The sequence below is a fragment of the Armatimonas rosea genome, assembly GCF_014202505.1.
Taxonomy (GTDB): domain Bacteria; phylum Armatimonadota; class Armatimonadia; order Armatimonadales; family Armatimonadaceae; genus Armatimonas; species Armatimonas rosea.
This window is the reverse complement of the sequence record NZ_JACHGW010000007.1, coordinates 12,208-38,321: the sequence shown is the minus strand read 5'-3', so window position 1 is coordinate 38,321 and position 26,114 is coordinate 12,208. Positions and strand designations below refer to the sequence as shown.

Below are 26,114 nucleotides of genomic sequence, written 5' to 3'. Positions count from 1 at the left end.
CGGACACGAAATCAATATGCTCTTTCTTCTTGCCCCCGCTCTTGCTCTCGTCCAGCCCGCCGCCAAGCCGGTAGACCTCCACACCGCACGGCTGGTCGGGGAGAAGGCAATCACTCAGGAGCTCCTGCGCGACTACCTGACCTTTATCGCCTCCGATGCCCTCCAAGGCCGCGATACGCCGTCGCCGGGCCTGGATGCTGCGGCGCAGTTTCTCGCCTTCAACCTCAAGCGCTTCGGGGTCAAGCCCGGCGGGGACAACGGGACCTACTTCCAAAAAATCCCCATGGTCAAGAACGGCTTCGACGAGGCCAAGTCCAGCGTGGTCGTGGGCGACAAGACCCTGCGCTACGGCGAGTCGTTCGCCATCGACCGGGGCAATGGCAGTGCAAGCGGCACGCTGGTCTTTGTCGAAAAAGAGCTGGGCACCACTGATGTGAAGGGGAAGGTTGTCTGGCTGGGCGTGGAGGCCGAGAGCAGTGTCAATGATGCCCTAGAAGCGGGTGCCGTGGCCGTGCTCAAGACCATCACCAGCCAGAACTGGAGCCGGCGTGCACAGTTCATGAGCCGACGTGGCGGGGGCGGCTGGCGCATGGAGCGCACCCCCACCCCCGATCCCGCCACCGCGCCCCCCGTCCTGAGCGTGAGCCCCGATGCCAGTGCCGCCCTCCAAGCAGGCGTGGGCAAGGAGATCACGGTGAGCGCTCTGGCAAAGCTCGACCGCATCTTTACGCAGAATGTGGTCGGGATTGTCGAGGGCGCTGACCCCAAGCTCAAGAGCGAGTATGTCGCGATCGGGGCGCACTACGACCACGTGGGCGTGGGAACCGGCCCCGGCGATGTGATCTTCAACGGCGCCGATGACGACGGCTCCGGCACGACTGCGGTCCTGGCTATCGCCGATGCGGCCTCGAAGGCGCGCCCGAAGCGCTCGCTGATCTTTGTCTGGCACGCCGGTGAGGAAAAAGGCCTCTGGGGCTCGTCGTACTTCACCGACACGCCCACGGTCCCGATTGGCCAGATCACCGCGCAGCTCAATATCGACATGATCGGCCGCAGCCGCCCCGAGGGCGACACGAAGCCCGCCAACAAGACGCTCTCAGGCCCCAACGCGATCTACGTGATCGGGACGACCATGATGAGCACGGAGCTGGGGAGCATTATTCACAGCACCAACGCTCAGTACCTCAAGCTCACCTACGATCCACAGTACGACTCCCCCAACGACCCGAACCGCTTCTTCTTCCGTAGCGACCACTACAACTACGCCCGCAAAGGCATCCCGATCTGCTTCTGGTTCGACGGCGTCCACGAGGACTACCACCAAGTCGGGGACGAAGTAAGTAAGATCGACTTCGCGAAGATGGAGAAGATCGCGCGTACCGTCTTCCTCACCGCGGTCAATGTCGCCAACCTCCCGCAGCGTCCCAAGGTAGACAAACCGCTCAATCGCTAAGTGCCCGTCCCCCGCCCGACGGGGGCGGGGGAAAGGGACTATATGTATAAGCTAGTCTGGGCCGATGAGTTTGATAAACCCGGCCCTCCCGACCCGAAGAACTGGAAGCTTGAGCACGGCTTTGTCCGCAACGAGGAGCACCAGTTTTATCAAGAGCAGAACGCCTGGTGCGAGAACGGCCACCTGATCATCGAGGGGCGCCGCGAGAAAGTCAAGAACCCCGCCTTTAAGCCTGGCAGTAAGAACTGGCGCGAGAATCGGGAGTTTGCGGAGTACACGGCGGCCAGTCTGACATCGTCGGGGTTGCAGAGCTTTCAGTACGGGCGCTTCGAGATGAAGGCCCGGATTGACACACAGCTCGGGCTCTGGCCGGCGTTCTGGACCCTCGGCAACGACGGCGAGTGGCCCAGCAATGGCGAGGTGGACATTATGGAGTTCTACCGCGGCCAGCTCCTTGCCAATGTGGCCTGGGGAACCAAGCAGCGCTGGAATGCCAAGTGGGCCAGCACCAAGACTCCCCTGCCGTCGCTGGGGAAAGACTGGGCGAAGAAGTTCCATGTCTGGCGCTTGGACTGGGATGAAACCGCCCTGGAGATCTTTGTGGACGGGCGCTCGCTCAACCGTGTGGAGTTATCAAAAGCAACCAACCCCGATGGAAAGTGCCCCTTCAAACAACCGCACTACTTGCTTTTAAATCTTGCCATCGGCGGCCAGAACGGCGGAGACCCGGCGCATTCTTCTTTCCCGACCCGCTACGAGATCGACTACGTCCGCGTCTATCAAAAATCATGAAAACTATTCCCCTGCGTACCACTGTCATCGGCAGCTACCCCTTCCCCGGCTGGCTGGAGTTTGCCGCCGCGAACCTCGATCAGTTCGGCCCCGACGATCTCGCGGAGCTTCAGGAAGATGCGGTGATCGCGGCGCTCCACGATCAAACGTCCGCCGGTCTCGATGTCATCACCGACGGCGAGCAGACGCGCCTGGACTTTAACCTGAGCTTCTACGGCTACATCCAGGGAATCGAGCTGGAGAGTGCGCCGCCGCGCCGCTTTGGTCCACCCGCCCACGATCAGCGCGGAAAGCACCCGATTGTCGAAGCGCTCAGCGCACCCAAGGGGCTGGGGGCGGTGGACGAGTTCAAGCGCTTGCAAAAACTGGCACGCGGGTCCGCGACCTTAAAAGCCTCGGTGCCGGGGCCGTACACGCTCTCCGGGAGATTACTGCCCGGCGCGATCTATGCCGACCGGTGGGCGATCACCGAGGCGCTGCTTCCCTTGGTACAGGCGGAGCTAGTCGCACTTGTTGAGGCAGGGTGTATAGAAATCACGGTGGATGAGCCATCGATGAGCTGCTACGCCCATAAAGAAGACCCCGAGCGCTTTGTCGAGATCTTCAACCGCACGGTCGCGCCGATTGTGGGCAAGTGCCATCTTTCCACCCATCTCTGCTTTGGCAACTATAAGGCCCGCGCGGTCGGGCCGCGCCAGTACGCCCCGATGTTTCCCGCGTTTTTAGGGTTTAGCGCCGACGAGATCCATGTCGAGATGGCGAGCCGGGAGTTTGCGGAGCTGGAGATTCTCACCCAGATCGCGGAGGCGGGAAAGATCGCGGCGGTGGGGATTATCGATGTCAAGAGCTACTACATCGAGACGCCCGACGATGTCGCAAGCCGTGTCCGGCGCTGTTTGCAGCACGCCCCAGCGGAGCAGCTCGCCTTTGCCCCCGACTGTGGCCTCTCACAGACCGCGCGCTGGGCGGCAAAGCGCAAGCTCGCCAATATGGTCGCGGGTGTGGAAATCGTCCGAAGCGCGATACGATAGAGGCATGGAAACGCTAGCCCTCCCACGCCGCCTGCCCCTGACACGTGCTCAGGTGCGCTTGCTGGTCGATGGCGGCTTAGTCGTTCCCGGGACCTCGGAGTACATCCACGGAGACCTACTGGAGAAGATGCCGCAAAACCCACGCCATGTCCACGCCACCAAGCGGGTTCGGCGGGCGCTGGAGCAGCTCTTTGGCTGGGAGTTTGTGGGATCACAGGCACCGATCCAGGTAAGTGAAGATAGTGACCCTGAACCCGATGCCTTTGTGCTCAATCAGCCCACCGAGAGCTTCTCGGAGACCCCGACCGCCGCGGATTGCGTTCTTGTTGTCGAAGTCTCGGATGCCACGCTGGGCTGGGACAAAAATATTAAACTCCGGCTCTATGCTCTCGCACATATTGACGAGTACTGGATCGTTGATGTCGCACACCGGCGCTTGCTGGTTCACCGCACCCCACAGGGAGAGGACTACCTTGATATTCGCACCTACACCGAGACCGAGCAGGTCGCGCCGCTCTCCCGCCCGAGTGCACCCCTTACGGTTAGCGAGCTCTTGCCATGAGTGAGCAACCAACGAGTCCCACGACCGTTCGTCTTCAGAAAGCCATCGCGGATGCGGGGGCGGCTTCGCGCCGCCGCGCCGAGGAGCTGATCAAGGGCGGGCGTGTGAAGGTAGATGGCATCGTGGTGACGGAGATGGGGGTCCAGGTCGATCCTACCAAGCAGAAGATCCAGGTCGATGGGAAGGCACTCAAAGAGATCGGCAAGCGGCACTATGTCGCGCTGCACAAGCCGGAGGGCTATGTCTCGACGGTCAGCGATCCGCATGCGCAGAAGAAAGTCGTCGATCTGGTAGAGATTCCCGGTGCCAAGCTCAAGCCCGCCGGGCGGCTCGACGCCGACTCCGAGGGCCTGATCCTGCTCTCCGACGATGGCGATTTTATCTACAAGGTCACGCACCCCAGCATGAGCCTGGGCAAGACCTATATCGTGACCGTGGAGGGCTCGCCCGACTCGGACACGCTCAGTCGGCTGGCGCGGGGGCTCTCGCTGGCGGGCGAGACACGCAAGACCGCCAAGGCGCAGGTGACCAAGCTGGGACGGTCCAGCAAGGGCTACACGCGATTGGAGATGATTATCCACGAGGGCCGCAACCGCCAGATCCGTCGCATGATGGACACGGTCGGGCATCCCGTGGTACGGCTGGTGCGGGTCCAAGTCGGCCCCGTGCTGATTGGAAATCTTGAGCCTGGGCAGTGGCGAGAGCTCACGCGCTGGGAAATTGAGGCCATCATGGCGTATAATGGCCCCGAAGTCAAGGGAGAGGATTCTACACAAAGTGAAACTAGTAATCGCCGTCGTCCACGACCGGGACCGGGGAAAGATCAGCGAAAGTCTGCTCAGGAACGGGTTCAAGTTTACAAAGATCGGCTCAACGGGGGGCTTCCTTCGGGAGGGCAACATAACGTTGCTGATTGGGGCCGACGACAAGGACGTGGAAAGAGTGCTCGGCCTGATCAACGAGGCGAGCAAAAGCCGTAAGCAGTATGTCAATGTCCTGCCGCCCGATGCCGGGCCGGTGGGCACGTTTATCCCCTCCCCCGTCGAGGTTGAGGTAGGTGGGGCAATCGCCTGGGTAGTGGACGTCGAGCGCTTCGAAAGATTTTAAGCCCGTGGCTGTCGAGGTAGTTGGGGTCAGTGTGACGCCCCATGTGTCGGTGCAGACGCTGAAGTTCTTCCGCCCTGTCCCTCCCTCACCAGGTGCGCTGGTGCGCCTGATTGTCCGCGGCGACTCCCCCTTCCGCCGGCCCGACTTGCTTATCGAGGGCGAGAACCCGGCGGAGCGACTCGCCAGTGGGAGCTGGGGCTGGTGCGACTTTCCGCACGATGCCCCCGATGCCGCGGTTCAAGTCGTTCCCGGCCAGCTCACGGTCCTGACGTTCAACCAGCTCACCGCGCTCCCCGAGTCGGTGACGCTTCAGTGGGACGAAGACCAGCCCGGGGTGCGTGTGCCTCTGAAGCCGAGCGAGCAGACAATTGCCGCGGCGACCTTTCTCGGGGAGGGAGTCCAGCCCGACAGACTCATCCTGCATCTGGAAAATCGCGCAAAGGCCCAGGTTCGTGTCGAGTCCGTGCGTCTCTGGCTGCCCGCCGATCCGAAGTTCCCCAACCGCTTCTCTCCAACACCGCCGCTCGCCCCCGACATGCGCACTCTTCCCGCCCACGACTTCTGTGCCCTGACACTAGAGACCGGCAAACTCCCACTCACCTACTGCCTGATCGAGGTCAAGCTCAGCACCGGCTTCCTCTGGGCACACCAGCGGATCAAGCGTGAGGCGTTCGATATCTCGGGCGGCTGGGTGGGCGAGAAGTACCTCACCGACGAGCCGTATCTCCAGGCGCTGAAGAAAGTCCATATCAACGCCGCCCATATCCCGCTTGTCCCCGGCTACTCGGACACGGCGCTCAGTGAGAAGTATCCGCTCAAGCACTTCCACGCCTGCCAGCCCCTTGCGAGCTACGACAACGAGCGCGTCTTGCCGAAAGTGCACGCGGTCGAGTTTCTCGGTGAGCCGCAGTACGGCGGGCGCAAGGGCCCAACGGCACCCCAGGAGGTCTGGAGTAAGCTCGCGCCCTTTGCGACGAGCCGCCTCGCCACGACAGTCACCTGGAGCGACCCGCGCTACTGGTGCCGCTACGCCGGGATCTCAGACTTTCCCCACTACGATGCCTACCGGGTCTGTGCCCCCGCCACGGACTCCTGGCGCGGCTACGACTGGCCGGGCGGTGTGAAGATCGCGTGGGGCGCGCCACTGGAGACTATCGGGGAGCTGTGCCGAAGCCTGCGGGAGTGCTACAAGCCCGCTCCGACCGCGTACTGGTCGCAAGGCCCCCACGATGACTGGAACGGCTGGCGGCCCCGCGGTGCCCCGACGCCCGACGAGCTGCGCCTGCAAGCCTACCACGCGCTCGCCAGCCGCATCACGAGCCTCTACTGGTTCAATCTCAAGCCCATTTCGTGGGTCAAGTTTCCGGACACGTTCCCCGAGATGCAGCGCATCGGCCGCGAGATTCGCCTCCTGGAGCCGTTCTATCTGGAGGGGGCCGCGACTCACTTTGCCGCCACCAAGGACAAGTGGGAGCTCTCCGTGATCGCCTCGTCCCGCGGCGCCCTCTGCTTCGCCTGCGACACCGCCTACACGCCCGAGCTGGAGAAGAAGGTCTTTGTCTTTGGGGCGCCCCGCGCCGCGGTCTTTGCCTTCCCCTTGCCTGGCTACCTCCAAAAGCCCGCCGAGGTCGTCCGTGTAGACGCCGACGGTGTCACGTCTGTTGTCTGGAAGGCCACCAAGACCGGCATTGAGGTCCGCGACACCCAGCACAAAGTCGCGATCTATGTTGCCTCACGGCAGAAGGGCCTTGCGGAGCGCCTGGAGCGCCGCCGCCAAGAGCTACTCGCCGACGAGGCACGCTTTGCAATCGACCCCAGTGAGCGCCCCGCCGACCGCGAGACGCTCCGTCAAATCTCTGAGAAAAAGTGAGTTTTTACCATGCCACAGGTAGACATGCCGCTGGAGCGGCTCTATGCGTATGAGGGGCGCAACCCGCGCCCGGCGGACTTCGATGCGTTCTGGGACAAGGCGCTCGCGGAGCTGGACGGCCACGATCCGCAGGTAGAGCTGATCCCCCACACGCTCAAGACACACCACGCCGAGTGCTTCCATCTCTGGTTCACAGGGATCGGTGGCGCACGGGTCTATGCCAAGTACCTACGGCCCAAGCAGGCGACGACGCCCCACCCTGCGATTGTCGAGTTCCATGGCTACTCCGGCCACTCGGGCGACTGGGTAGGCAAGCTGCCCTATGTGGCGCAGGGATTCTCGATTGCCTCGCTAGACTGCCGCGGCCAGGGTGGGAAATCCGAGGACGTGGGCGGGGTGAAGGGCAACACGCTGCGGGGGCATATCATCCGCGGCCTCGCCGATAGCCCGGAGAAGCTCTACTACCGCAATGTCTATCTCGACACGGCGCTACTGGCCCGGATCGTGATGGGCTTCGACGAAGTCGATGCGAGCCGTGTGGGCGCACTCGGGGGCTCGCAGGGCGGCGGCTTGACCCTGGCCTGTGCGTCGCTCACCCCCACTCTCAAGAAAGCCGCCCCCACCTTCCCGTTCTTGTGCGACTACAAGCGTGTCTGGGAGATGGACCTCGCCAAGGGTGCCTACGAGGAGCTCGCCACGTTTTTCCGCAACTTCGACCCACGCCACGAGCAAGAGGACCTCTGGTGGGAGCGCCTGGGCTACATCGACAACCAGCACCTCGCGCCGCGCATTCAAGCCGAGGTGCTCATGCCGGTGGGCCTGATGGACACGATCTGCCCGCCCAGCACGCAGTTTGCGGCCTACAACAAGATCACCAGCAAGAAAAACCTCGTGATCTACCCCGACTTCGGGCACGAGGGACTCCCCGGCTGCTCGGATATTGTGTTTGACTTTATGAGTGATCTCTAGGAGAAGTAAATGATTCAGGTTGGATTTCGGATTCCGGGGGCGCTAGGGCGCATCCCCTTCGCAGAGCTGGCGGCCTGGGCCGCAGAGAACGGCTTTGGCTCGATCGACTTAGGCTCGCCGAGCCCGGAGAATGTCGCGGCGCTCAAGGCCAATGGGCTGGGGCTGGGAACCTGCGATCTCGGCGGCACGCGTGACCTGCTCTCCACCGACGAAGCAGTGCAGAAGAAGGGCATCGAGGCCTGTAGCGCGGGGCTGGAGGCGATGGCAGCACAGGGCTTTACCAAGGCCTTTACGACCTTCAACCCGCCCGATAGCACCCAGAGCCGCCGGGTGAGCCTGGAAAACTGGAGCAAGAGCTTCCCCGAGGTGGCAAAAGTGGCCGCGCGGCTTGGCGTGCGAATCGCGGTGGAGGGCTGGCCGGGGCCCAACAACAACGCGCTAGGTGTCACTCCCGAGACCCTGCGCGCCATGTTTGCGGTGGTCCCCGGCGACGAGTTTGGGATCAACTACGACCCAAGCCACCTCGTGCGTATCGGCGTGGACTACCAGCGCTTCCTGCGGGAGTTCGGGGGCCGCGCGATCCATGCCCACGGCAAGGACACGCAGCTCGACGGCGACGGTGCCTATCTCTACGGCAACCTTGGCCCCAGCCTCGACCGCCCGGTCCACTGCGGCGGCGGCGACTGGCGCTACTGCATCCCCGGTGAGGGCGTGGTCAACTGGGCCTGGGTCCTGGGCGAGCTCCAGCGCCACGGCTTCGACGATACCATCGCCATTGAGCTGGAGGACTTCCGCTACAACGGCAGTGTCGAGGGCGACAAGCTCGGGCTGATCCGCGCCAAGGCCAACCTCACGCCGTATCTGTAATCGCCCAGTCGAATTGGGCGTCTGCAATGGCGTCGTTCCTCCGCCGCAAAGCCCGTGCCGGGCTGGGGACAGCATTGGTAGCCCGGCACGGGCTTTGCGGCCGAAGGCTATTGCAGACGCCGATTTCCAATCGGCGATCAGTGGCGGAAGGGGAAGTGCTCCCCTTCCACGTACACAGGCCGCTCTCGGTAGTCATTAACACCGGGGACGGCTTGGCCGCGGAGCAAGAACGGCGCACCAATCGGCTTGGTGATGCGCGTGCTGGTCGGGATGTAGCGAATGGTCAGGCCACAGCGGCGCTTATCCGACGTGTTGGCATCGCTTCCGTGGATGAGATTGGGGTGGTGCACCGAGACATCCCCCGCCTTGAGGATCACATCGACTGTGGAGCGCTCGTCCACCCCCGCAATCCCCGACGAGAGCACGTTCTCGACACTGGTGTCCTTGACGTGCTCCTGGAATGCCAGCGTGTGGGTCCCTGGGATCACTCTCAGGCAGCCGTTCTCGGGTGTCGAGTCGTCCACCGCCAGCCAGAGAGTCACCACCTCACAGGGATCGAGCGGCCAGTAGCTGCCATCCTGGTGCCACAGCACCGGCAGGCCGTCGTGGGGCGGCTTGGCAAAGTAGTGGCTGGCAAAGAGCGCGATATTGGGCCCGATAAACCTCTCCGCGATATCCAGCAGCCGCTCATCCGCCACCAGACGCACCCAGAACGGGTCGTTGAGCACCAGAAACCAGTCCAGCTTCTCGGGCCGTATATCGGGGTGTTTCTTCTGTAGCCACTCCACATGCGCACTCGCCTCGCGGATTAGCTCCGCATCGAGCACATCGCGGAAGATCGCATAACCGTCTTTTTCATACTGCTCCATCGCATCCATAGTCCATTATCCTATCTCGTAGTTTTGAATCCCGGGCCACCGCCCGCACAATTGCATTGGCATCATCCATCAAGCGCTTCTGGTCTTTTTCGGTGAGGCGAGGGTTTAGTGCTGCCCCGAGACGGCGAATCCAGCGGGTGGAGAGGGCTTCTTCGTGCAGATACCAGCCCGAGAGACAGGCCGCACGTGCCAGGGTACCCACCAGCCCATTTTTCCACCGGCTGCTCTCCGCAATCAAGCCCGGCTTCAGGTTCTCGGGAGTGTCCGACCGCAGGAGCAAGATATCCCAGTCTCCCGTGAGTACCAGCACGTCTAGGGGAACCGCTACCTTACACAGTGTCATTGCCCATCCCTGGCCCGATTCTCTTGCAGTTCCAAAGGGAGGTCTGGTCGGTTCAGCCATGTAGAGTTGGAGCAGCTCCTGGATCCACTTGCTCTCGGAAGCGGTCAGCGGATTGGGATCGAGGACCAGGTTGTTTTTCGGAAGCTGGGGAGGCATAGTTTTGATCTTGTGATGGGTCGCAAGCCAGCCCGGAACCAGCCCCCAGGAATGTAGCTCGGTGAGGTTGGCTTTTCCCCCGACCGGGATGCTTTGTAGCTCTTGGCGCACTTGCTCCTCGGTTGCTTCCCCAAAGAGAGTGACATGGAGTCGGGCGGCCTCGCGCACCTGCGGGATCGAATGGCGGGTGAGGATCTCTAAAATCGTCGCCGGAGAGTCGGTGCGCCGGGTCATGCGCAGCAGGGTCAGCTCGGCGGCCTGCTCGGCGAGTGTCGGGTTCTCTAGAAAGAGTAGCGAAAGTGCAGGGTTGTCGGCAAGTGAGCTTGAGAGCTGTCCGAAGCACTGCTTGGCAAGGTGCGGCGTGAGGTTCGGGTTCTTGGCAATCGTGTGCTGAATGCGGGTCGCAGCGCTCCCCCCCAGCGGGAACGTGAAGCTCCCGATCTCAATCCAGAGTGCCTCCAGCTCCGCACCACTCGTCGTAGGATCACTTGCTTTTGCGAGATAGTCTGCCTCGGTCATCGCCATTCTTGCGACATTCTAGCAGAAAAAGCCCGCCCCAAAGCCCCCGGTTTCTTCATAGCTCGGGAGCCCGGAACGGGCTTTGCGGCCAAGGGCCACTGCAGACGCCTATTTCAATCGGCGGCGACGGCAACGAATCAGGGTGAGCGTCCCTCCCAGCGCGAGGAAGGCGAGTGTCCCTGGCTCCGGTGCGCTGGTCGAAGCCGCAGCGACGGGCTCACCGTAGATAAAGTCATCCGCGACCACGACATCCTGGCCGGCACCGGGGTTGTCGGCGGGACCGAGGGCGGTCGTTCCCTGGGTGATGCGGACTCGGGAGATCGTCGCGGAGCCAAAAGAGACCCCGATAAACGAGAGGCCAAGGTTCTGGACGGGAGCGCTAAAGGTGCCTAGGGAGACGTTGTTCTTATCGAAGTACTGGATCGTGGTCGCCCCCACCGTGTCCACATCGGTGAAGACTGAGCCAAAGCCGCTCACGAGCGCGGGCGTGCTTCCGGGGAGAACCGGCCCTGTCAGCGGAACAAAGAAGGTCACATCGTAGACATTGCTCCCCAGCGACGTGAAGAGCTTCTGGGGGGTAAAGGTGGTGAAGGTACTAGCGTAGGTATCGTTGAGGTTATTGAAGCGCACCCCTGCACCGTTGGTCCCACCGAGGTTGGTGCTGTCGCCATCGCTTACCATAAATCCCGTCACGCCGGCGGTCGGGACCAGCTGGAGACCACGCTGGGAGTTCTGGTTGAAGAAGTTGGCGTTGAGCGTGTTGGGCGCGGAGAACCCGATCGGAACCGCGTCCCAGTTGATCTCGCGGCGGCCATCGGAGCCGGCGTGGGCATTGATCCCATTATTGGCTCCCCCGAGGTCGGCGCGGAAGTCGTTGACTGTGGAGAGGATCGCGGCCGCATTGGCTCCGCTGGCGGAGCGGACGGTCTGTGCCTGTGCGAGGGTAGGCAGGGCGACAAGAGTAGCAACGAGTGTGGTGGTTGAGAGACGCATTAGTTTTCCCTTTCGAAGTAACTGTAAAGAGAATAGCGCCTTTCTTGGAGGCTAACCCCGGCTAAAAGTCAGTGCCTCCCTCCTAACTTTGGTTAGGGTTGACCAGCCCGTTTCGGATCGCCAGCAGGGTCGCCTCGGTGCGGCTGGCCACATCAAGCTTGCTAAAGATCGTGCTGACATAGCCCTTCACCGTCCCCAGAGTGAGGCCGAGGGTCGCGGCGATCTCTTTATTGCTCCGCCCTTCCGCGAGCGCCTTGAGCACATCGCGCTCGCGCTCCGTGAGGGAATCGAGCGGCGTGGCTTGCTTGCGCGGGTTGAGCTGCTGCATCAAGTGAGACTGTACGACCGGGTGCAGGGTTGGGCGGCCCTCGGCGGCGGCGCGGATGGCGGCGAGCAGCTCGTGGCGAAGCACATCCTTGAGGAGATAGCCGGTCGCTCCGGCTTGGAGGGCTCCTCGAATCTTCTCATCCTCGGCAAAGCTCGTCAGCACGACAATCCGTGCGGGGTGGCCCACCGCCTTGAGCTGCTGGATCACCGCGACCCCATCGCCATCGGGGAGCATCATGTCCAGCAGGATCACATCTGGCTGGAGCGCGTTTGCCTGCGCAACCGCCTGCGCGACCGAGCCCGCCTGCCCCGCGATCACGATCTCCTCGGCCTCTTCCAGCAGGAGGGTCAGCCCCTCGCGCACCAGCTCGTGGTCATCTACAATCAGTAAACGAATCTCGTCCATCTCACGCAACCCTTACCGTTATCCGAGTCCCTGCCCCTAAGCGAGAGTCAATTGTCAGTGTCCCCCCCAGCTTCACCACGCGCTCTTGCATCGTCGAGAGCCCCATCCCACTGCCATCGGCGCGCGGTGCTGTCGGGGTGCGCGTGTCGAAGCCGCAGCCATCGTCCTGGATGACCAGCCGAGTCGTGCCACGGCTCAGTGTTGAGAGAGTGACACTCACCTGCCGCGCCTGCGCGTGCTTGCGTGCATTGGCAACCGCTTCCTGAATAATTCGGTAGAGAGCGTGCTCTACCACAAAAGTGGCGGGCCGGTAGCGCTGAACCTTGAGCACGACCGGCGTGCTCTCATCGCTCGTTGCCGCAAGGTGCGCCTCCAGTGCAGCAACGAGTCCCTTGGTCTCCAAGAGCTCCCGACCGGTCGGCTGGGGCACCGGGGGACGCAGCTCGGCCAGCAGTGCGCGCATCTCTGAGAGGGCGGTCTGGCTGAGCTCCACCAGGCGTCCCACCCGCCGCTCGCCCTCGTCGGGGTTGCGCTTCCAGGCAGCGGCCGTCGTCTGGGCGATCAGGGTCATCGTGAAGAGGAGCTGGGTCACGGAGTCGTGCAGGTCGCGTGCGATCCGCTGGCGCTCCTCGAAGATCGCCATCTGCTGTCCTTGGGTCGCGACCCGCTCTTGTTGCAGGCGGCTGTCCAAGGCGCTGGCGAGCTGCTGGGCCGTGATCTCGAAGGGGTGGAGCTCGACCGGTGTCCAGTCGTGGATTTGAGAGTGGCTCAGGATCACGTGCCCAAGGCGCTCCGCCCCAGCCACTCGGAGCGGGATCAGGGCGAGGGCAGGCCGCCCCGACTCGGCTTGGATGCGCCGTAGCGTCTCGGGGACCCGTTGGTCCGTGTGGACATCGGGAATCGCAAGCGTCTCCCCCCGGTCCAGTGCTTCGTCGAGGGCATCGCGGTGGTAGGGATAGTGGTGAGGAGTCAGGTCCAGACCGTCTTGAGGGGTCCAGCGCCCCAATACCTCGACCGTCCCCACCTCTGTGCTCTCCCGCAGATAGCGTGTCACCGTGCAGGCAAAGCGTCCTCCACGGGTCACCAGGTTGAGGTAGGCGGCCACCAGCTCACGGGTCGTGTGGGCGGTGCCGATCTGTGTGCTCGTGGCATAGAGCAGCTCCATCTCCTCAAGGGCATGCTCCGAGGCGGCGTAGAGGCGTGCGTTCTCGATCGCGATCGCGGCGTGTCGTGCAAAGAGGGTCAGGGTCTCGACATCGCGCTGGTCGAACTGGCGACTCTGGCGCGTGGCATCGGTGCCGATCCCAAAGAAGCCAATCATCTTCTCGCGCCACCAGATCGGAATGCCGATCACCGCATTGGCACTCAGACTCGGCTGGGTCGTGCTCTCCAGCTCACCGTAGCGCCCTAGGACCAGCGGCTCGCCGGTGGCAAAGACCTTACCGGCAAGCCCCACACCGCGTGGCATCTCCGCGCCCAGCTCGCTCTCCGGCATCTGCCAGATCGCCTCGGTGCGCACCAGCTCCCGGCGCTCGTCCACCAGGCCGATCGTCCCGTTATCCGCCCCGATCAGCTCGCAGGCGTGGCGGACGATCCGGGTCAGCAGCGGGCGGAGGTTCAGCTCGCTGCTGATCGACTCGATCACCGCGCGCAGGACCTCTTGCTGCCGGAGGAGCGCCTCGACCGTTTCCATCTGCGCTAGTGCGCCCCAGCGGAGTCCTCGATATAGTCGCGGCTATGGCCTAGCTCCTCGGGTGCGTGCAGGCGGAGCATCTTCACATCGGCATCGGCCGGGATTTGACTTGCGGTCGCCTTTGAGACAAAGAACATCAGGAGCATCGAGAGCGGGACGCCCCAGATCGCTGGCTGCTCACAGAGGCTCTTGACCAAGGGATCGTCGATGGTGATGATTTTCTTGTCCGAGAGCATGAAGGCGATGATCGCAAAGAGCGAGCACAGTCCTCCACCGAGCATCCCCGCGGCGGCCCCCGGCATGGTCAGACCGCGCCACCACGCCCCCAGCAGAAGAAGCGGGAAGTAGCTGGCGGCGGCAATCGCGAAGGCCCAGCCGACCAGCATCGCGATATCGAAGGTCTCCACCAGCAGCCCTAGCCCCATGGCAATGACGCCAAAGATCACCGCGGCGATCTTAAACATCTTGATGCGCTCGTCGGGGGTGGCCTTGGGCTTGAGGATCTTGCCGTAGATATCGTGGGCGAGGGCACCGCTCATCGAGACCAGGAGGCCAGAGAACGTGGACATAAACGCCGCGAACGCGCCCGCACTGGTGATCCCGGAGAGAATATCGCCCCAGACTCCCCCGATTGCCTTGGGGAGCGCGATCACCACCGCATCGGTCTTATTGTTGGCATAGAGCGATGGTAGATCCGTGCGGCCTAGGGCTCCCCAGATCGGGGTGAAGAAGTAGAACGCGCCAATTAGCACCATCACCCAGAACGTGGTTGCCTTCGCGCTCCGGCCATCGGGGTTGGTGTAGAAGCGCACCAGGATATGGGGCAGCCCCGCCGTCCCACAGATCAGCGCGATGATCAGCGAGTAGGTGTAGAGCAGCGGAAAGCCGTGCTTGCTGGTCAGCGTGCCAAAAGGCAGGCCCCACTTGGCGTTATTCTGCGTATTGGGAACAAAGCTCCCCGCGGCCAGAACCGCCTCGGTGGGCTTGGCAAACTCCAGCTTGGGCGCGGTCTTGACCGGCTTGCCGTCTTTGAGGACCGGCACACCGCCCTTGGTGACGATCAGTGGCAGAATCGTCACTGTGGTTCCGGCGGGAATGGGGCCCTCGACCTTGGGAAGAACGGCGAGGCTCGCATCGAGCTTGTCCTCGCCCGCCTCGGGCTTGCGCGCGGTGCTGATCTTGTCGATCTCGGTCTCTTTGGTGAAGGTGATCGTGGTCTCGGACGCGGCGGAGAAGCTCACGGCGTTGGCGGGGGCCTTGTCTTTTCCTACAAACTTCAGAGTCGTGTCCTTGGTGACCTTGGGGATTCCCTTGGGCTCCAGGGTCGAGGCGGAGAGCTTGGCGTTGTAGCCACCGTAGACCGCCATGAGCACGAACACCGGGACGGAGATCGCAAAGAGCTTGACCCAGTACTGGAACGCTTGGACAAAGGTAATGCCCTTCATCCCACCAAGGGCGACGTTGAACGTGATCACGGAGCCGACCACCACAATCCCGACCCAGTACGGCCAGTTCATGATGGTGCCCATGGTCACCCCCGCGCCCTTCATCTGCGGCATGGTGTAGAAGAACCCGATAAAGAGCACGAAGCTCACCGCGATCTTGCGGAACAGCGGCGAGTCGAAGCGTCCCTCAGCGAAGTCGGGGATGGTGTAGGCCCCGAAGCGGCGCAGAGGACCCGCGATAAAGAGTAGCAGGAGCAAGTAGCCCGCGGCGTAGCCGACCGGGTACCAGAGGGCATCGTAGCCGTTCTTGAGGATGAGCCCGGCGACTCCCATAAAGCTCGCTGCGGAGAGGTACTCCCCGGAGATCGCCGAGGCGTTCATCCCCACGGAGACCTGGCGCCCGGCGACGAAAAAGTCCGACGCAGACTGGGCGCGCTTGGTGGCGACAATGCCCAGGACGACGGTCGCGACCGTCACGAGGATGACAAAAAGCAGAGGAATCAATGGAGGTTCTCCTTCAGGTTCTCATGCACAATCGCCTCTTCCAGAGCGTTGGAGCGCTGGATAAAATAGGCCGAGAGCCCCCACGTAATTGGGTAGAACAGGACACCGAGGATGAGCCAGGTCAGAGAGAACCCACCCACATTGGTCGCGGCCAGCGCTGGAGCATAGAGGTTCACAAGCGGCAGGAGAAAGATTATCCCCAGAAACACCGCAGCCACACGCAGGCTCAGCCCTGCCTGCCGGCGCATCACCGAGCGCAACAATTCCTTGTCGTTCATGCCTGGCAGGTTCACCGGGACAGGCCAAAATTCCTGCCCCGGCGGGAAATCCCCCCTAGCGCAGGTCGAGTGCGGAGGCTGCTTGGCGCAGGGCGGCGAGCCGTTTCTCCAGAGCGGGCTTACCACTCAGCGGTATCGGGGCCTCCTCCAGATAGGGCATGGGCGAGTTAGCGGCCAACGCGGTGAGCGCTCCCTCGGCGGCACGTAGGTTCCGGGTCTGTGCCAGCGTGAGCCGATCGGCCTCCAGGAGCTTCTTGCGCTGGACCTGCGGCAGGACAAAGAAGAGTGCCCCAAGCGCGAGAAAGGGCACGGTAGAGACTACCGTCCTCCACGGCTCGACGGTGCTCCCCAGCCCAAATAGGCGGAGCTGGAAGGGCAGTACCACCAGAAAGGAGATGGGAAGGACCAGCAAGAGCATCCGGGCGGGAGGACTGCTCTTTTGGGCGACCGCCTCGCGCAAGACAATAAAATCAAGCTGCTCGGCCGTGAGGATATCGCGCAGCCGCTGTGAGACCGTCAGTTTCCCAGAGAGGAGCGTGACGGTGGGAGTCGTACGGCCGGTAGCACTCTGGTCCACCAGAACCTCGCGAACGGGCACTCCCCCCGCCGAGGTGAGCCGCAGGAGGCGCTCACTCAGGACGCCGTCTTCCACAGGCGGAGTGGTCACCGACTTGAGCTGATCGCGGTGCAGGTACTGGATAAGCAACGAGCCGCCCTTGAGAATCACGAGCCCGATCATCGGCAGATAGCGCGCTACGGAGCGGGGCATGGGGATAAACTGAGAGCTCAGGATGATCGCGAGCCCCAGTACCATCGGGATCAGCGAGAGCCGAAAGATTCGCATCCGGACTTCTTTGACCCGCTCCGCCTCGGCCACGACCTCGGGGGGGAGCTCTGCCTTGATGTCGTCGTTGCCAAAGAGCTGCTTCTCCCGCTTGTTGGCGAAGGGCAGGATAAACATCATGCTCAGCGGTCCGATCATGAGAAGCGGTCCCAGTGTTCCCGAGAGGCTATTCGTACCAAACCAGAGGTCGATGAGCTGCTGTATCTGGGTTGTGCGTATGAACCAGAGGGCAAAGGGAACATGGAGGGCGATGCCCCCAACGGTCGGGTACACCGCGAACTTCATGTAGAGCGAGCGGCGGCGCTCTAGAGGGATATGGCTTGCCTGCCCTACCCAGAGCGCCGAGAGGAGTCCCAGGATGCCGATAACGGGCACAAACAAGAGAAACCCTGCCACGAGCGCGGGTGCCAAGGGATCGAGCGCCACTGTGACACGCGCCTCACGCTCCAGAGGCTCCTGCGAGATATCCCACCAAAGGAACTTCTCCCCCGTAATATCTGGCTTGCGCTCCGTGCCCCCGAGGCGTAGCTGAGCGTAGCGGGGCACGGCGAGCAGGGCGTGTGGCTTATAGCCCGCCTGCTCCAGCCCTCGAACCAGCACTCCTACCGAAACGGTGCTCTCCGCTGTTGTTGCTCCCAGCTTTCCTTGGGTGCTATGGAGCTGTGCCGCATGGAACTCGTCGTCATCGGCATAGGTTACCTGCCCCTGGTCAAGCCCCTCGTTTTTGGTCGTGTGGGCAACCTGGCTGAGGGCCTCGGCGAGCTTCTTTGCAGGGACACTGGTTCTTCCCAGCACGCGTACATCGGTGTAGGCACCTCCCTGGCGCACCAACACATAGACATCCTGATCGGTTGCTAGCGTGTCCGGGAGGCGAAGGCCACGCTCTCCCAGCCGCTCAAAAGCACCCCGCGTCTTTCGATCTGCAATTGTCTGCTGAGACTCCACCACAGCATGGGTCTGTGCATGCACTACCGAGGCAACCCACCAGAGACAAAGGACGATACCAAGAGCTCGTCGCAACATTCTGCTACCTCCTACAAGAGGTACTGTACTACAGCGGCGACGATTTTTGCAAGAGGTCCTTGGTGGCACGCTCCGCGAGGGTGAGCGCCTCACCGACGGGCACACTGGTGCGCAGGCGCGTTGCGACTCCGGTTAGCGTCAGGTGGAGCGTGAAGAGGTAGAGGAACCGGTCGCTGGCAAGAGCGATAGCCGTGGTCAAGGGGCTGGGGTTGAGGCGGCGGAACTGCCACTCACAGACCAGCTCACGACGGGCGGGGAAGTGGTCGCAGGCTTCATTCACACGTGCACAGCTCTCCAGATCGTCCTTGCGGCAGAGCACCACGGTTCCCCCCTGGCCAATCGCTGGCATAAACAGCTCCGGCGCAAAGATCTCCGTCGCCGCTTCTGCCAGCCCGAGACGCGAGAGATCGGCGTAGCCTGTGACCAGCGCAACCACATCGCCTTGATCTAGCGCGGTGAGCTGAGCCTCCAGCGGGCCATCCAGAACGACACACTGTAAATCGGGGCGCAGTAGCGTGAGCTGTGTCAGCTGGAGAAGCGTGCTCAATCCCACACGCGCCCCCTCTGGCAGGTGCTCGATTCCCCCGATTCCGGGTGCAACCAGTGCCTCACGGATATCGCCGCGCTCACAGAATGCGGCGGGCTCTAGATCGTCGGGGAGGTGCTCCGCTGAGAGTGCGGCGGCCTCGGCCTCGCCGGCCCGGACGGCGGCGGCAGGATCGGGGCAGGCGAGCACGCGTGCTCCTCCCAAGAGCTCCCCGATCCAGGCCCCGCGCCACGCCCCAAGGGCATCATCGTGTACGGCTATCGTCATTTGGTTTTCGGTCGTGCCCGCCAGCGCTCGTAGAGGCCGGACTGCTTGCTGGAGAGACTCACGGGCTTTCCTGCCACAAAGGCCTGGCGCACCTGGGTCATGACCTCCAGGATATCACCATTGGTCACCACCAAGTTGGCATCTTTCCCAGGCTCGATACTCCCCAAGCGGTCTCCCGCCCCGAGAATCTGCGCCGCGCCCAGGGTGATGGACTTGAGCGCCTCGTCGCGGGTGAGGCCAAAGGCGGCCGCCATCGCGGCGTGCTGGGCGAGGTTGCGGCTCTTGTCGCCCTCACTGGCCGGCGGTGTTGTGATGGCAAAGCGCACCCCGGCCTTGGCAAGGCGCGCCGGCAGGGTGAAGGCATCGTCGTAGGGCGCATCTAAGCGGCGCGGCAGGGAGAGCGTGGGTCCGAGGATCACGGGGACATTCTCTTTGACGAGTAGTTCGGCGCACTCATCGGCCTCGCCCGCGCCCACAATCACGAGCTTAAAGCCCTCTTTCTTTGCCCAGCGAACCGCGGTCTCGATCTCCTTCTTGCGGTCGGCGCGGATATAGGCCGGCACGGCCCCTTCCAGGACGGGGAGCATCGCCTCGAACTTCGGGTCGCGGTCGTGGCGGGGTGCGCCGGTCTTCTCAGCATCGCGGGCCACCTTGTAGCGCCGTGCCTGCTCCAGAAAATCGGTGACCGGCTGTAGGGGGTCGGCCGTCCCCGCTCCTCCGCTCGCGGGGGTCAGGGGGCCACCCGGACCACGCCGCCCCGGGCCGGGGACAGCAGGCGGCTGGGCTGAGCCCGCACGGTCGGCATCGTCGAGGTGCTCCTCCTCGCCAAAGCGCCGCCCACCGCCGCCGCCACCGGGCAGTGTCGCGAGCAAGCCCGCCAGAGGATTGAGGGTCAGCTCCTCCCAGGTCCAGCCATCGAGGTTGATGAGCGCCCCCATCCCGGAGAGTGTCCCCCCCTGCGGCGCGACCAAGGCGCTCAGAATCCCCTCGGCACGGGCCACCTTGATCGCCTCAGAGTCCGGGTTGATGACGTGGGCGATAAAGAGCTCGGGCTGGTAGGTGCCCTGCTCCTGGTTGTCCTGGGTCTCTCGCCGCGAGTCGATCTCGTAGGTTCCCAGGCTGGTATTCGCATCGATCAGACCGGGGTAGATATGCATCCCCGTTACATTGATCACGTTCCAGAGACCACCGGGGACGCTGACCCCCTTCCGCGGCCCCACTTGGACAATCTGGCCCTTGTCTATCAAGATAAAGCCATCCTCAATATCTGCACCACTTACCGTATGGATCGTCCCTCCCAGCAGTGCGATTGGCTTATCCGTCTCTGCCGAAAGCTGCGCAACCGGCGTCCCCTGCACCCGCGCTCGGGCAGGAAGCTGTGGGAGTGCGTTGGGTCTCGCCGGCGTGGCCTTCTCCGGCTCGCTCGTGGGGCGGGGGCTTGCGGGCGGCGTTGTGGTGCCAGCCAGCTCCTTGGTGAGCCGCGCTTTCTCTTCTTCCAGCTCCTTGCGGGCGGCGAGGTCGGCCTGGCGGTCGAAGAGGAGCTTGCCATCCACGAAGGTCTTCTCGGGCATCGAGAGCGGGGAGAGCGGGTCGCCGGACCATAGCACAAGGTCGGCGTCTTTTCCGATCTCTAGGGAGCCGGTTAGCTTGTCGATATGGAGCTGCTTGGCGGGGTTGATGGTCACCAGCTTGAGCGCCTCCGCGGGTGACAGGCTCCCCCAACGGACGGCCTTGGCAGCCTCGGTGTTGAGGCGACGAGCCAGCTCGTTGGAGTCGGAGTTCAAGGAGACATTCACGCCGCGCTCGGTCATGAGGGCAGCGTTCCAGGGGATGGCATCGTAGGCCTCGAGCTTGTAGCCCCACCAGTCGGTGAAGGTCGAGCCGCCCGCGCCGTGCTTGGCGATCTCATCGGCGACCTTGTAGCCCTCCAGGACATGCTGGAAGGTGGCGATCTTAATGCCAAACTCATCCGCGAGACGGATCAGCATCAGGATCTCGCTGGCGACATAGCTATGGCAGTGGACCAGGCGCTTGCCCTCTAGGATCTCCACAATCGCATCGAGCTGGAGGTCGCGGCGGGTGTGCTCGGGGTCGGCCTTGCGCTTGGCGGCGTAGTCGCGCGCCTCGATAAACTTGGCACGAATCACCCGCTCGACCCCCATGCGGCTGCTTGGGTAGCGCGGGCTGCCATCGCGGGGGAAGCCGCCGTTGGAGCGAGTCGGGTTCTCCCCGAGCGCGAACTTGATTCCCTGCGGCGCGCTGTCGATCAGCAGATCGTCGGCGCTGTCCACGCCCCAGCGCCACTTCACGACCGCGTTCTGCCCCCCAATCGCATTGGCCGAGCCGTGCAGAATATTGGCCGCTGTGGTCCCCCCCGCGAGCTGCCGGTAGATATTGACATCGTCGGGGTTGAGCACATCGGCGATCCGCACCTCCGCCGTGACAATGTTGCTGCCCTCATTGACACTTCCCGCAACAGCCGTGTGCGAGTGGGCATCGATCATGCCGGGCGTGACATGTTTACCACGCCCCTCGACCTCAACCGTCCCACTGGGAACCTTCAGGTCCTTGCCAATCGCTGCGAGCTTGCCGTCGCGCACCAGCACATCGGTCTCCTTGAGAATCCCGGCGGCGGCGCTGGTCCAGACAGTCGCGTTGCGGAGCACGAAGCTCTTCGATGCCAGAGCGGGAGGCGTGGGAGGAACCTGCCCCGCCCCCACTTTGGAGAGCACAAACGGCTTCTCTTCCTGCGCGGCTCCCGCACCGGTCGGGGCCGCAGGCGCTTGGGCGGGCTTGCCTTCCAGGGCCGCGATTGCCTGCTCAACCGTCACGCCGGCGGGCAGGAACGGCTTGGCAGCCTCCGGGTCGGCTTTGAGAAACTGGAGTGCCATCTCGGGTGTCACCCCAGGCGGCAGGCTCTTCTTGATATCCACAGCAGGCGCTGCAGCCGCCGCAACGCGCGCTCCCCCCGCCGTCGCGGCACCGGGAGCAGAGAGCACGACCGGCTTGCCGTCGATAAAGACATGCGCCAGCTTGGCCTTGGGGGCAAAGAGCGAGTCCCCCTCCACCACGACCACATTCGCCAGCTTGCCCGGCTCCAGGGTTCCGGTCTGCTTCTCGATTCCAAGCAGCTTGGCGGGCGAGAGCGTGAGCGCGGTGAGTGCCTGCTCCTCGGTGAGCCCGGCGGCGATTAGCTTGCGGGTGTTCTTGAGCAGGTCGGCGGGAGTATTGGTGGTCAGCGCAAAGGGCACCCCGAGCCTCGCCAGCGCGGTGGCGGCGGTCGGGGCGAGGGCACGGGCACGCAGGCTCTGGAGGGTCTCGGTCGACGGCTCTCCGGGAGTGGTTGTCGGCGCGGCGGGCAGGTCGGCAGAGAGAAAGACACTCGCGTGGGCATCCTTGAGCTTCTGCGCCACCGCATAGGCCTCCGTGCCACCATCGATGATAGGTGTCAGTCCAAACTCCTTGCAGAGCTTCAGGGCGCGCTCGATCTCTCGGGCACCGGTGGCCTTGATGATCAGTGGGAGCTTCTTCTCCACCACGGGCTGGAGCGCCTGCATCGTGCGGGTCGGGGTTCCCTTGCCGCCCTTGAACTGGGCATCGTAGAGCGCCTGGCGGGTCGCGGCGAGCTGGCCCATGAGCGAGCCGGGGTACTCCCCAAAGCTCCCGCGCTCAAAGGAGAGGTGCATCCCGGTCGCCGATTTTAGGATCAGCTCATTGACCTTGTCGGACTCGCTGAGGCTAATCGCCGCACTGGTTCCCTGGATCAGCCCCGTCATCGGAGCCGTCAGGGCGATTCCAAACCCGGCTTGGCGGTACGGTTTGATCGCCTCCAGATCGGGCTTGAAGAGCAGGGCGGCGGTGTTCTCCGCCTGGATCGCGGCGATAGGATAGCGGTCGCCCCGGTCGGACTTTACCGCCTCCGTGGGCATTCCCAGGCGGGTCGAGGCATTGATCAGCCCCGGATAGAGAGTTAGCCCCTTCCCCGAGATCACCTTGGCATCGCTGGGAACCTTGACCCTCTCCCCCACCGACTCGATCCGCCCATCGCGCAGCACGAGAGTGCCGGAGGCGATCACCTTCCCGGGAGCGGTGACAATCTTGGCATCGGTGATCGCGTAGACACTGGGCGCTCCGGGGTCGTTGCCCTGGGCGTGGGCGGCGGCGGCAAGGCTGACAGTCAGGATAAGTGCAGTGGATTTTCGCATGAGAGGGCTTCCCAAATAAAAAAGGGGCTGGCGGTGTCTCCGCCAGCCCCGGCATTTCTGCCCGGTATTCTACCTGATCTTGGCGCTATTTGATGGGGCCAACCACAAAAGCCCCCACATGGCCGCCCTTGATCCCGGTGCCCACGACATAGCCCTTGTTGTTGATTCCACGGGCCTGCACCAGGGTCCAGCCCTCACCGCCGTCGATCACGTCGTTGAGGTCGATCACCTTACCGCCGCTCCAGACCGCCGCGTGCGCCTGACCGTCGGCCGTCTCGATGATCCCAGCGACCTGGTTGCTGTCGTTGATTCCCAGCGCAAGACCCTGGCGGTCACCGGGAACGGCGAGGAAGCCCGTCTTGCCACTGATCCAGCCCACGGGCTTGACCAGCTTGTCCTCAGTCACGCCCGCCCCGACAAAGACATCCTTGGCATTGGCCGACATCGGAATCGCCATCTGGAGGCCCTCCGGTGACGGTAGCGCCCCGATTCGTCCGTTCTTAAACGCAGCGGGAACCGGCCCATTCTTGCCGACCGTCAGCCCAACCAGGGTTCCTGCGGCATTGCCGGACTGGGGAACAAACTCCCCGATCGACTTGCCATCCCCTGGCTTGGCCCACTGCATCCCTGAGAAGCCATTGTCGAGGGGGCCAAAGAGACCGGTCTCGGCAAGGGCAGACTGGGCACCGGCTGTGAAGCCACCGCGCATCGCGCTTACCGTGGCATTGGCGCGGCGCTGGCGCTGGAGGAGAAACGCGCTCTGCTGGTTGTCAAAGGCAAGCCCTGCGGCGACACTACTGCCACTGATCGTGGTCGCCATGGTCTCCCGCTTACCACTGGTCAGGACGCCCGGCTTATTGCCCGACCAGACCGTCCCCCGAATATGCTCCTCGTTGCCGATAATGCCCACGGCCTCGCCCTTGGCATTGATCCCCGCGGCGGCGCTGAAGGGAACTCCCTTGGGCAGGGGCAAGAGCTCCCCACGACGGCCACGGACAATAAATGCCCGCACTTCATTGTCACCAAACGCCGTACCCACCACCTCGTTCTTATCGTTGATGGCGATACCCATGCTTCCGGTCAGCTCTAGGGGACCGACTTGCTGCACCTCTAGCTTCTCGTCACCGGGGGGCGGAAGGGTGCGCTGGGAGCGGCTCACGAGCTGCGCCGGCAAGAGTAGGGCCGCGGTCACCGCCGCAGTCATGAGCCCGGTTCGCGCGAGCTCAGAAACAACACGCTTATTCATGGAAAGATTCCTCCTAAGAACTCAAGACAGAGAAAATTCACTATTGGTTGCAAGAATGCGAGTGTGCCGCTTTTTGCGGGTCGAGCCGGGTCTCGGCACCTTTGAGTCGCGCCAGAATCAGCACCGTACCCGCGCCCTCCAGCGTGGAACTCCAGGTAAAACCCGTGCGCTTGACGAGCTGTGGTTTCCCGGCAACTGTCACGCTGACTGTCGCCCCTTTGGTCGCCTCGCCCCGCAGCTCGGTCTTGGTTCGGGCCGTCACCGCAACAAAGGGCTCGTGCTTGATAATGGCCCGGTGGTAGGCGGTCTGGGCCTCAAGCTCTACCGTGGTCAGCTCGACCTGTCCCTGGTTATCGGCCATGTCCTGGACGGCTTTATAGAGCTGGGCATCGGTCTTGCCCTTGCCCAGGTCCGGGCCGTAGAAGCTCCCGTTAGGGCCGTGGCAGCGTGCACACGCCTGCTCGTAGACCGTGATCGGGCCACGCGCCAGGGGCTTTACACCTCCCCCCTGCCCCCCTCCGGCAAGCGAAGGGGGAAGTGCCACCAGCGCCAGAGCAAGCCAGGCGCTACTTCTTGCCCACATAGCGAATCCGGTAGACCTTGCCACCCGCATCGTCGGAGAAGAGGATCGAGCCATCGGGTGCCTCGACACAGTCCACCGGGCGCGCCAGTGCCTTGCCATCGGCTCCCATGGTCTTGACAATGGGCAGGATGCCGTAGGGTAGGCCTGTCTCTTTGTCGAAGCAGACACGGTCCACGGAGTAGCCCACCTTCAGGGTTGCGTTCGACGAGCCATGGTGCGCCACAAAGAGATCGCCGGTGTGGTCCACGGGGAACTGCTTTTTCGTGTTGGTCACGAAGCAAAACGAGTTGCTCGCGGCGTGGGCGGGGAAGTTCCAGGCCGGCGGTGTGGTCTTGGCGGCGAGAGCCAGAATATCGGGGCGGTCCTTGAACTCCAGGCGGGGAAAGCCGTAGCCGGGGATAAACGGGTGGCCGTAGAACTTGCCCTGGTCGTAGCGGTTGAGCTCATCGGGCGGGTTGAGGTTGGTGATGGGCAGGTTTCCCTTGCTCTCCCCAAACGGTGCCCCCATGTTGTCCGAGCCATGGTCCACGCCCCAGACCTCCTGGGTGCCGGGCCGCAGGCGCAGCTTCTCGGTGTTGCGAATTCCCCCGCTCCAGAGGGTCTTGCCGGAGCCGTCTTTGTTGAACTTGAAGACCTTCTCGCGCTCGCTGCCCTCCATCAGGTCCGATGCGTTCTCTTTGTCACCAATCGACGTAAAGATCGCGTCCGCAGTCACGAGAAGCGAGCGCCACCAGTGACCGCCCCCCAGCGGTAGCTTTCCCTCTTCGATCACGGTGATATCTTCGTCGGCCTTGCCATCACCGTCTTTGTCGCGGGCCTTGGAGATCGCCCCGGACTCGGAATACCAGAGCCAGCCGCCCTCAAAGCAGAGCCCGTGCACCGTGGGCTTATCGGTCAGAAACGTCGTCTTGGTCTCGTAGAAGCCGTCCTTGTTCTTGTCCTTGAAGGCATAGACCTCGCCCGCACGGGGCTCGGAGATATAGAGCGTGCCATCGTCGCCGAACTCCATAAAGCGCGCCGACGGCAGCACCGCCGCAACCGTGACCTGATAGCCGGGGCGCACCCAGAACGCGGGCGCCGCAGGAGGCGCTTGTCCGATCAGGAGCGCCAGAGAGAGCAGAGAAGTTACCATGCCCTCTCCTTCGCTTTCAGCCGGGTAAACTCCTGCGTGGAGGAAGAGAAACTTGGAGTGGACCCGTACTATCG

Annotated in this window: 21 protein-coding genes and 1 pseudogene; 9 read left to right on the top strand and 13 right to left on the bottom strand. The window is 63.3% G+C overall.

Features of this window, described 5'->3' with window-relative positions; all coding sequences use genetic code 11:
• Positions 1-16 precede the first annotated feature (16 nt).
• From HNQ39_RS26220 to HNQ39_RS26180, 9 genes and pseudogenes are all read left to right on the top strand, one after another.
• Positions 17-1,453, top strand: a complete 1,437-nt coding sequence (locus HNQ39_RS26220; protein ID WP_184203563.1) for a M28 family peptidase — start codon at positions 17-19, stop codon at positions 1,451-1,453.
• 42 nt (positions 1,454-1,495) lie between these two features.
• Positions 1,496-2,245, top strand: coding sequence for a glycoside hydrolase family 16 protein (locus tag HNQ39_RS26215; RefSeq protein WP_184203562.1), 750 nt, complete (start codon positions 1,496-1,498; stop codon positions 2,243-2,245).
• On the top strand, positions 2,242-3,276 hold the full coding sequence (locus tag HNQ39_RS26210; protein WP_184203561.1) for a methionine synthase: 1,035 nt from the start codon (positions 2,242-2,244) through the stop codon (positions 3,274-3,276). Before HNQ39_RS26215 ends, HNQ39_RS26210 begins: the two co-directional genes overlap by 4 nt.
• 4 nt (positions 3,277-3,280) lie before the next feature.
• On the top strand, positions 3,281-3,838 hold the full coding sequence (locus HNQ39_RS26205) for a Uma2 family endonuclease (RefSeq protein WP_184203560.1): 558 nt from the start codon (positions 3,281-3,283) through the stop codon (positions 3,836-3,838).
• Positions 3,835-4,539 (top strand): annotated as a pseudogene (locus HNQ39_RS26200) (pseudouridine synthase); the annotation flags it as partial. The gene HNQ39_RS26205 and the pseudogene HNQ39_RS26200, both read left to right, overlap by 4 nt.
• A gap of 40 nt (positions 4,540-4,579) precedes the next feature.
• Positions 4,580-4,945: a cyclic-di-AMP receptor gene (locus tag HNQ39_RS30750; protein WP_343075989.1), complete on the top strand. Its 366-nt coding sequence runs from the start codon at positions 4,580-4,582 to the stop codon at positions 4,943-4,945.
• A 4-nt stretch (positions 4,946-4,949) separates the two neighbouring features.
• Positions 4,950-6,815 carry a hypothetical protein gene (locus HNQ39_RS26190; RefSeq protein ID WP_184203558.1) on the top strand — a complete coding sequence of 622 codons (1,866 nt, stop codon included), beginning with the start codon at positions 4,950-4,952 and terminating at the stop codon, positions 6,813-6,815.
• Between the two features lie 9 nt (positions 6,816-6,824).
• Positions 6,825-7,784 (top strand): acetylxylan esterase, encoded by a 960-nt coding sequence (locus tag HNQ39_RS26185; RefSeq protein ID WP_184203557.1) that lies wholly within the window; start codon positions 6,825-6,827, stop codon positions 7,782-7,784.
• Positions 7,785-7,793: 9 nt separating this feature from the next.
• Complete coding sequence (locus tag HNQ39_RS26180; RefSeq protein WP_184203556.1) at positions 7,794-8,651, top strand: sugar phosphate isomerase/epimerase family protein; 858 nt, start codon at positions 7,794-7,796, stop codon at positions 8,649-8,651.
• Between the two features lie 137 nt (positions 8,652-8,788).
• Here HNQ39_RS26180 and HNQ39_RS26175 read toward each other — a convergent pair whose 3' ends face one another.
• The 13 genes from HNQ39_RS26175 to HNQ39_RS26115 form a co-directional block, all read right to left on the bottom strand.
• Positions 8,789-9,529 carry a phytanoyl-CoA dioxygenase family protein gene (locus HNQ39_RS26175; RefSeq protein ID WP_184203555.1) on the bottom strand — a complete coding sequence of 247 codons (741 nt, stop codon included), beginning with the start codon at positions 9,527-9,529 and terminating at the stop codon, positions 8,789-8,791.
• Positions 9,507-10,553 carry a hypothetical protein gene (locus HNQ39_RS26170; RefSeq protein WP_184203554.1) on the bottom strand — a complete coding sequence of 349 codons (1,047 nt, stop codon included), beginning with the start codon at positions 10,551-10,553 and terminating at the stop codon, positions 9,507-9,509. Before HNQ39_RS26170 ends, HNQ39_RS26175 begins: the two co-directional genes overlap by 23 nt.
• 102 nt (positions 10,554-10,655) lie before the next feature.
• Positions 10,656-11,540, bottom strand: coding sequence for a PEP-CTERM sorting domain-containing protein (locus HNQ39_RS26165; RefSeq protein WP_184203553.1), 885 nt, complete (start codon positions 11,538-11,540; stop codon positions 10,656-10,658).
• An 82-nt stretch (positions 11,541-11,622) separates the two neighbouring features.
• On the bottom strand, positions 11,623-12,273 hold the full coding sequence (locus tag HNQ39_RS26160) for a response regulator (protein ID WP_184203552.1): 651 nt from the start codon (positions 12,271-12,273) through the stop codon (positions 11,623-11,625).
• Position 12,274: 1 nt separating this feature from the next.
• On the bottom strand, positions 12,275-13,966 hold the full coding sequence (locus tag HNQ39_RS26155) for a GAF domain-containing sensor histidine kinase (RefSeq protein WP_184203551.1): 1,692 nt from the start codon (positions 13,964-13,966) through the stop codon (positions 12,275-12,277).
• A 5-nt stretch (positions 13,967-13,971) separates the two neighbouring features.
• Positions 13,972-15,915, bottom strand: a complete 1,944-nt coding sequence (locus HNQ39_RS26150) for a sodium/solute symporter (protein WP_184203550.1) — start codon at positions 15,913-15,915, stop codon at positions 13,972-13,974.
• Positions 15,912-16,193: a DUF485 domain-containing protein gene (locus HNQ39_RS26145; RefSeq protein ID WP_184203549.1), complete on the bottom strand. Its 282-nt coding sequence runs from the start codon at positions 16,191-16,193 to the stop codon at positions 15,912-15,914. Before HNQ39_RS26145 ends, HNQ39_RS26150 begins: the two co-directional genes overlap by 4 nt.
• Positions 16,194-16,248: 55 nt before the next feature.
• Complete coding sequence (locus HNQ39_RS26140; protein ID WP_184203548.1) at positions 16,249-18,060, bottom strand: hypothetical protein; 1,812 nt, start codon at positions 18,058-18,060, stop codon at positions 16,249-16,251.
• Between the two features lie 28 nt (positions 18,061-18,088).
• Positions 18,089-18,874, bottom strand: coding sequence for a hypothetical protein (locus tag HNQ39_RS26135; protein ID WP_184203547.1), 786 nt, complete (start codon positions 18,872-18,874; stop codon positions 18,089-18,091).
• Complete coding sequence (locus HNQ39_RS26130) at positions 18,871-23,079, bottom strand: amidohydrolase family protein (protein ID WP_184203546.1); 4,209 nt, start codon at positions 23,077-23,079, stop codon at positions 18,871-18,873. Before HNQ39_RS26130 ends, HNQ39_RS26135 begins: the two co-directional genes overlap by 4 nt.
• An 85-nt stretch (positions 23,080-23,164) precedes the next feature.
• Complete coding sequence (locus HNQ39_RS26125) at positions 23,165-24,325, bottom strand: hypothetical protein (RefSeq protein WP_184203545.1); 1,161 nt, start codon at positions 24,323-24,325, stop codon at positions 23,165-23,167.
• A gap of 40 nt (positions 24,326-24,365) precedes the next feature.
• Positions 24,366-24,908 (bottom strand): c-type cytochrome, encoded by a 543-nt coding sequence (locus HNQ39_RS26120; protein WP_184203544.1) that lies wholly within the window; start codon positions 24,906-24,908, stop codon positions 24,366-24,368.
• Positions 24,892-26,040: a PQQ-dependent sugar dehydrogenase gene (locus HNQ39_RS26115; protein WP_184203543.1), complete on the bottom strand. Its 1,149-nt coding sequence runs from the start codon at positions 26,038-26,040 to the stop codon at positions 24,892-24,894. The genes HNQ39_RS26120 and HNQ39_RS26115 overlap by 17 nt, the downstream gene beginning before the upstream one ends.
• Between the last annotated feature and the right edge of the window lie 74 nt (positions 26,041-26,114).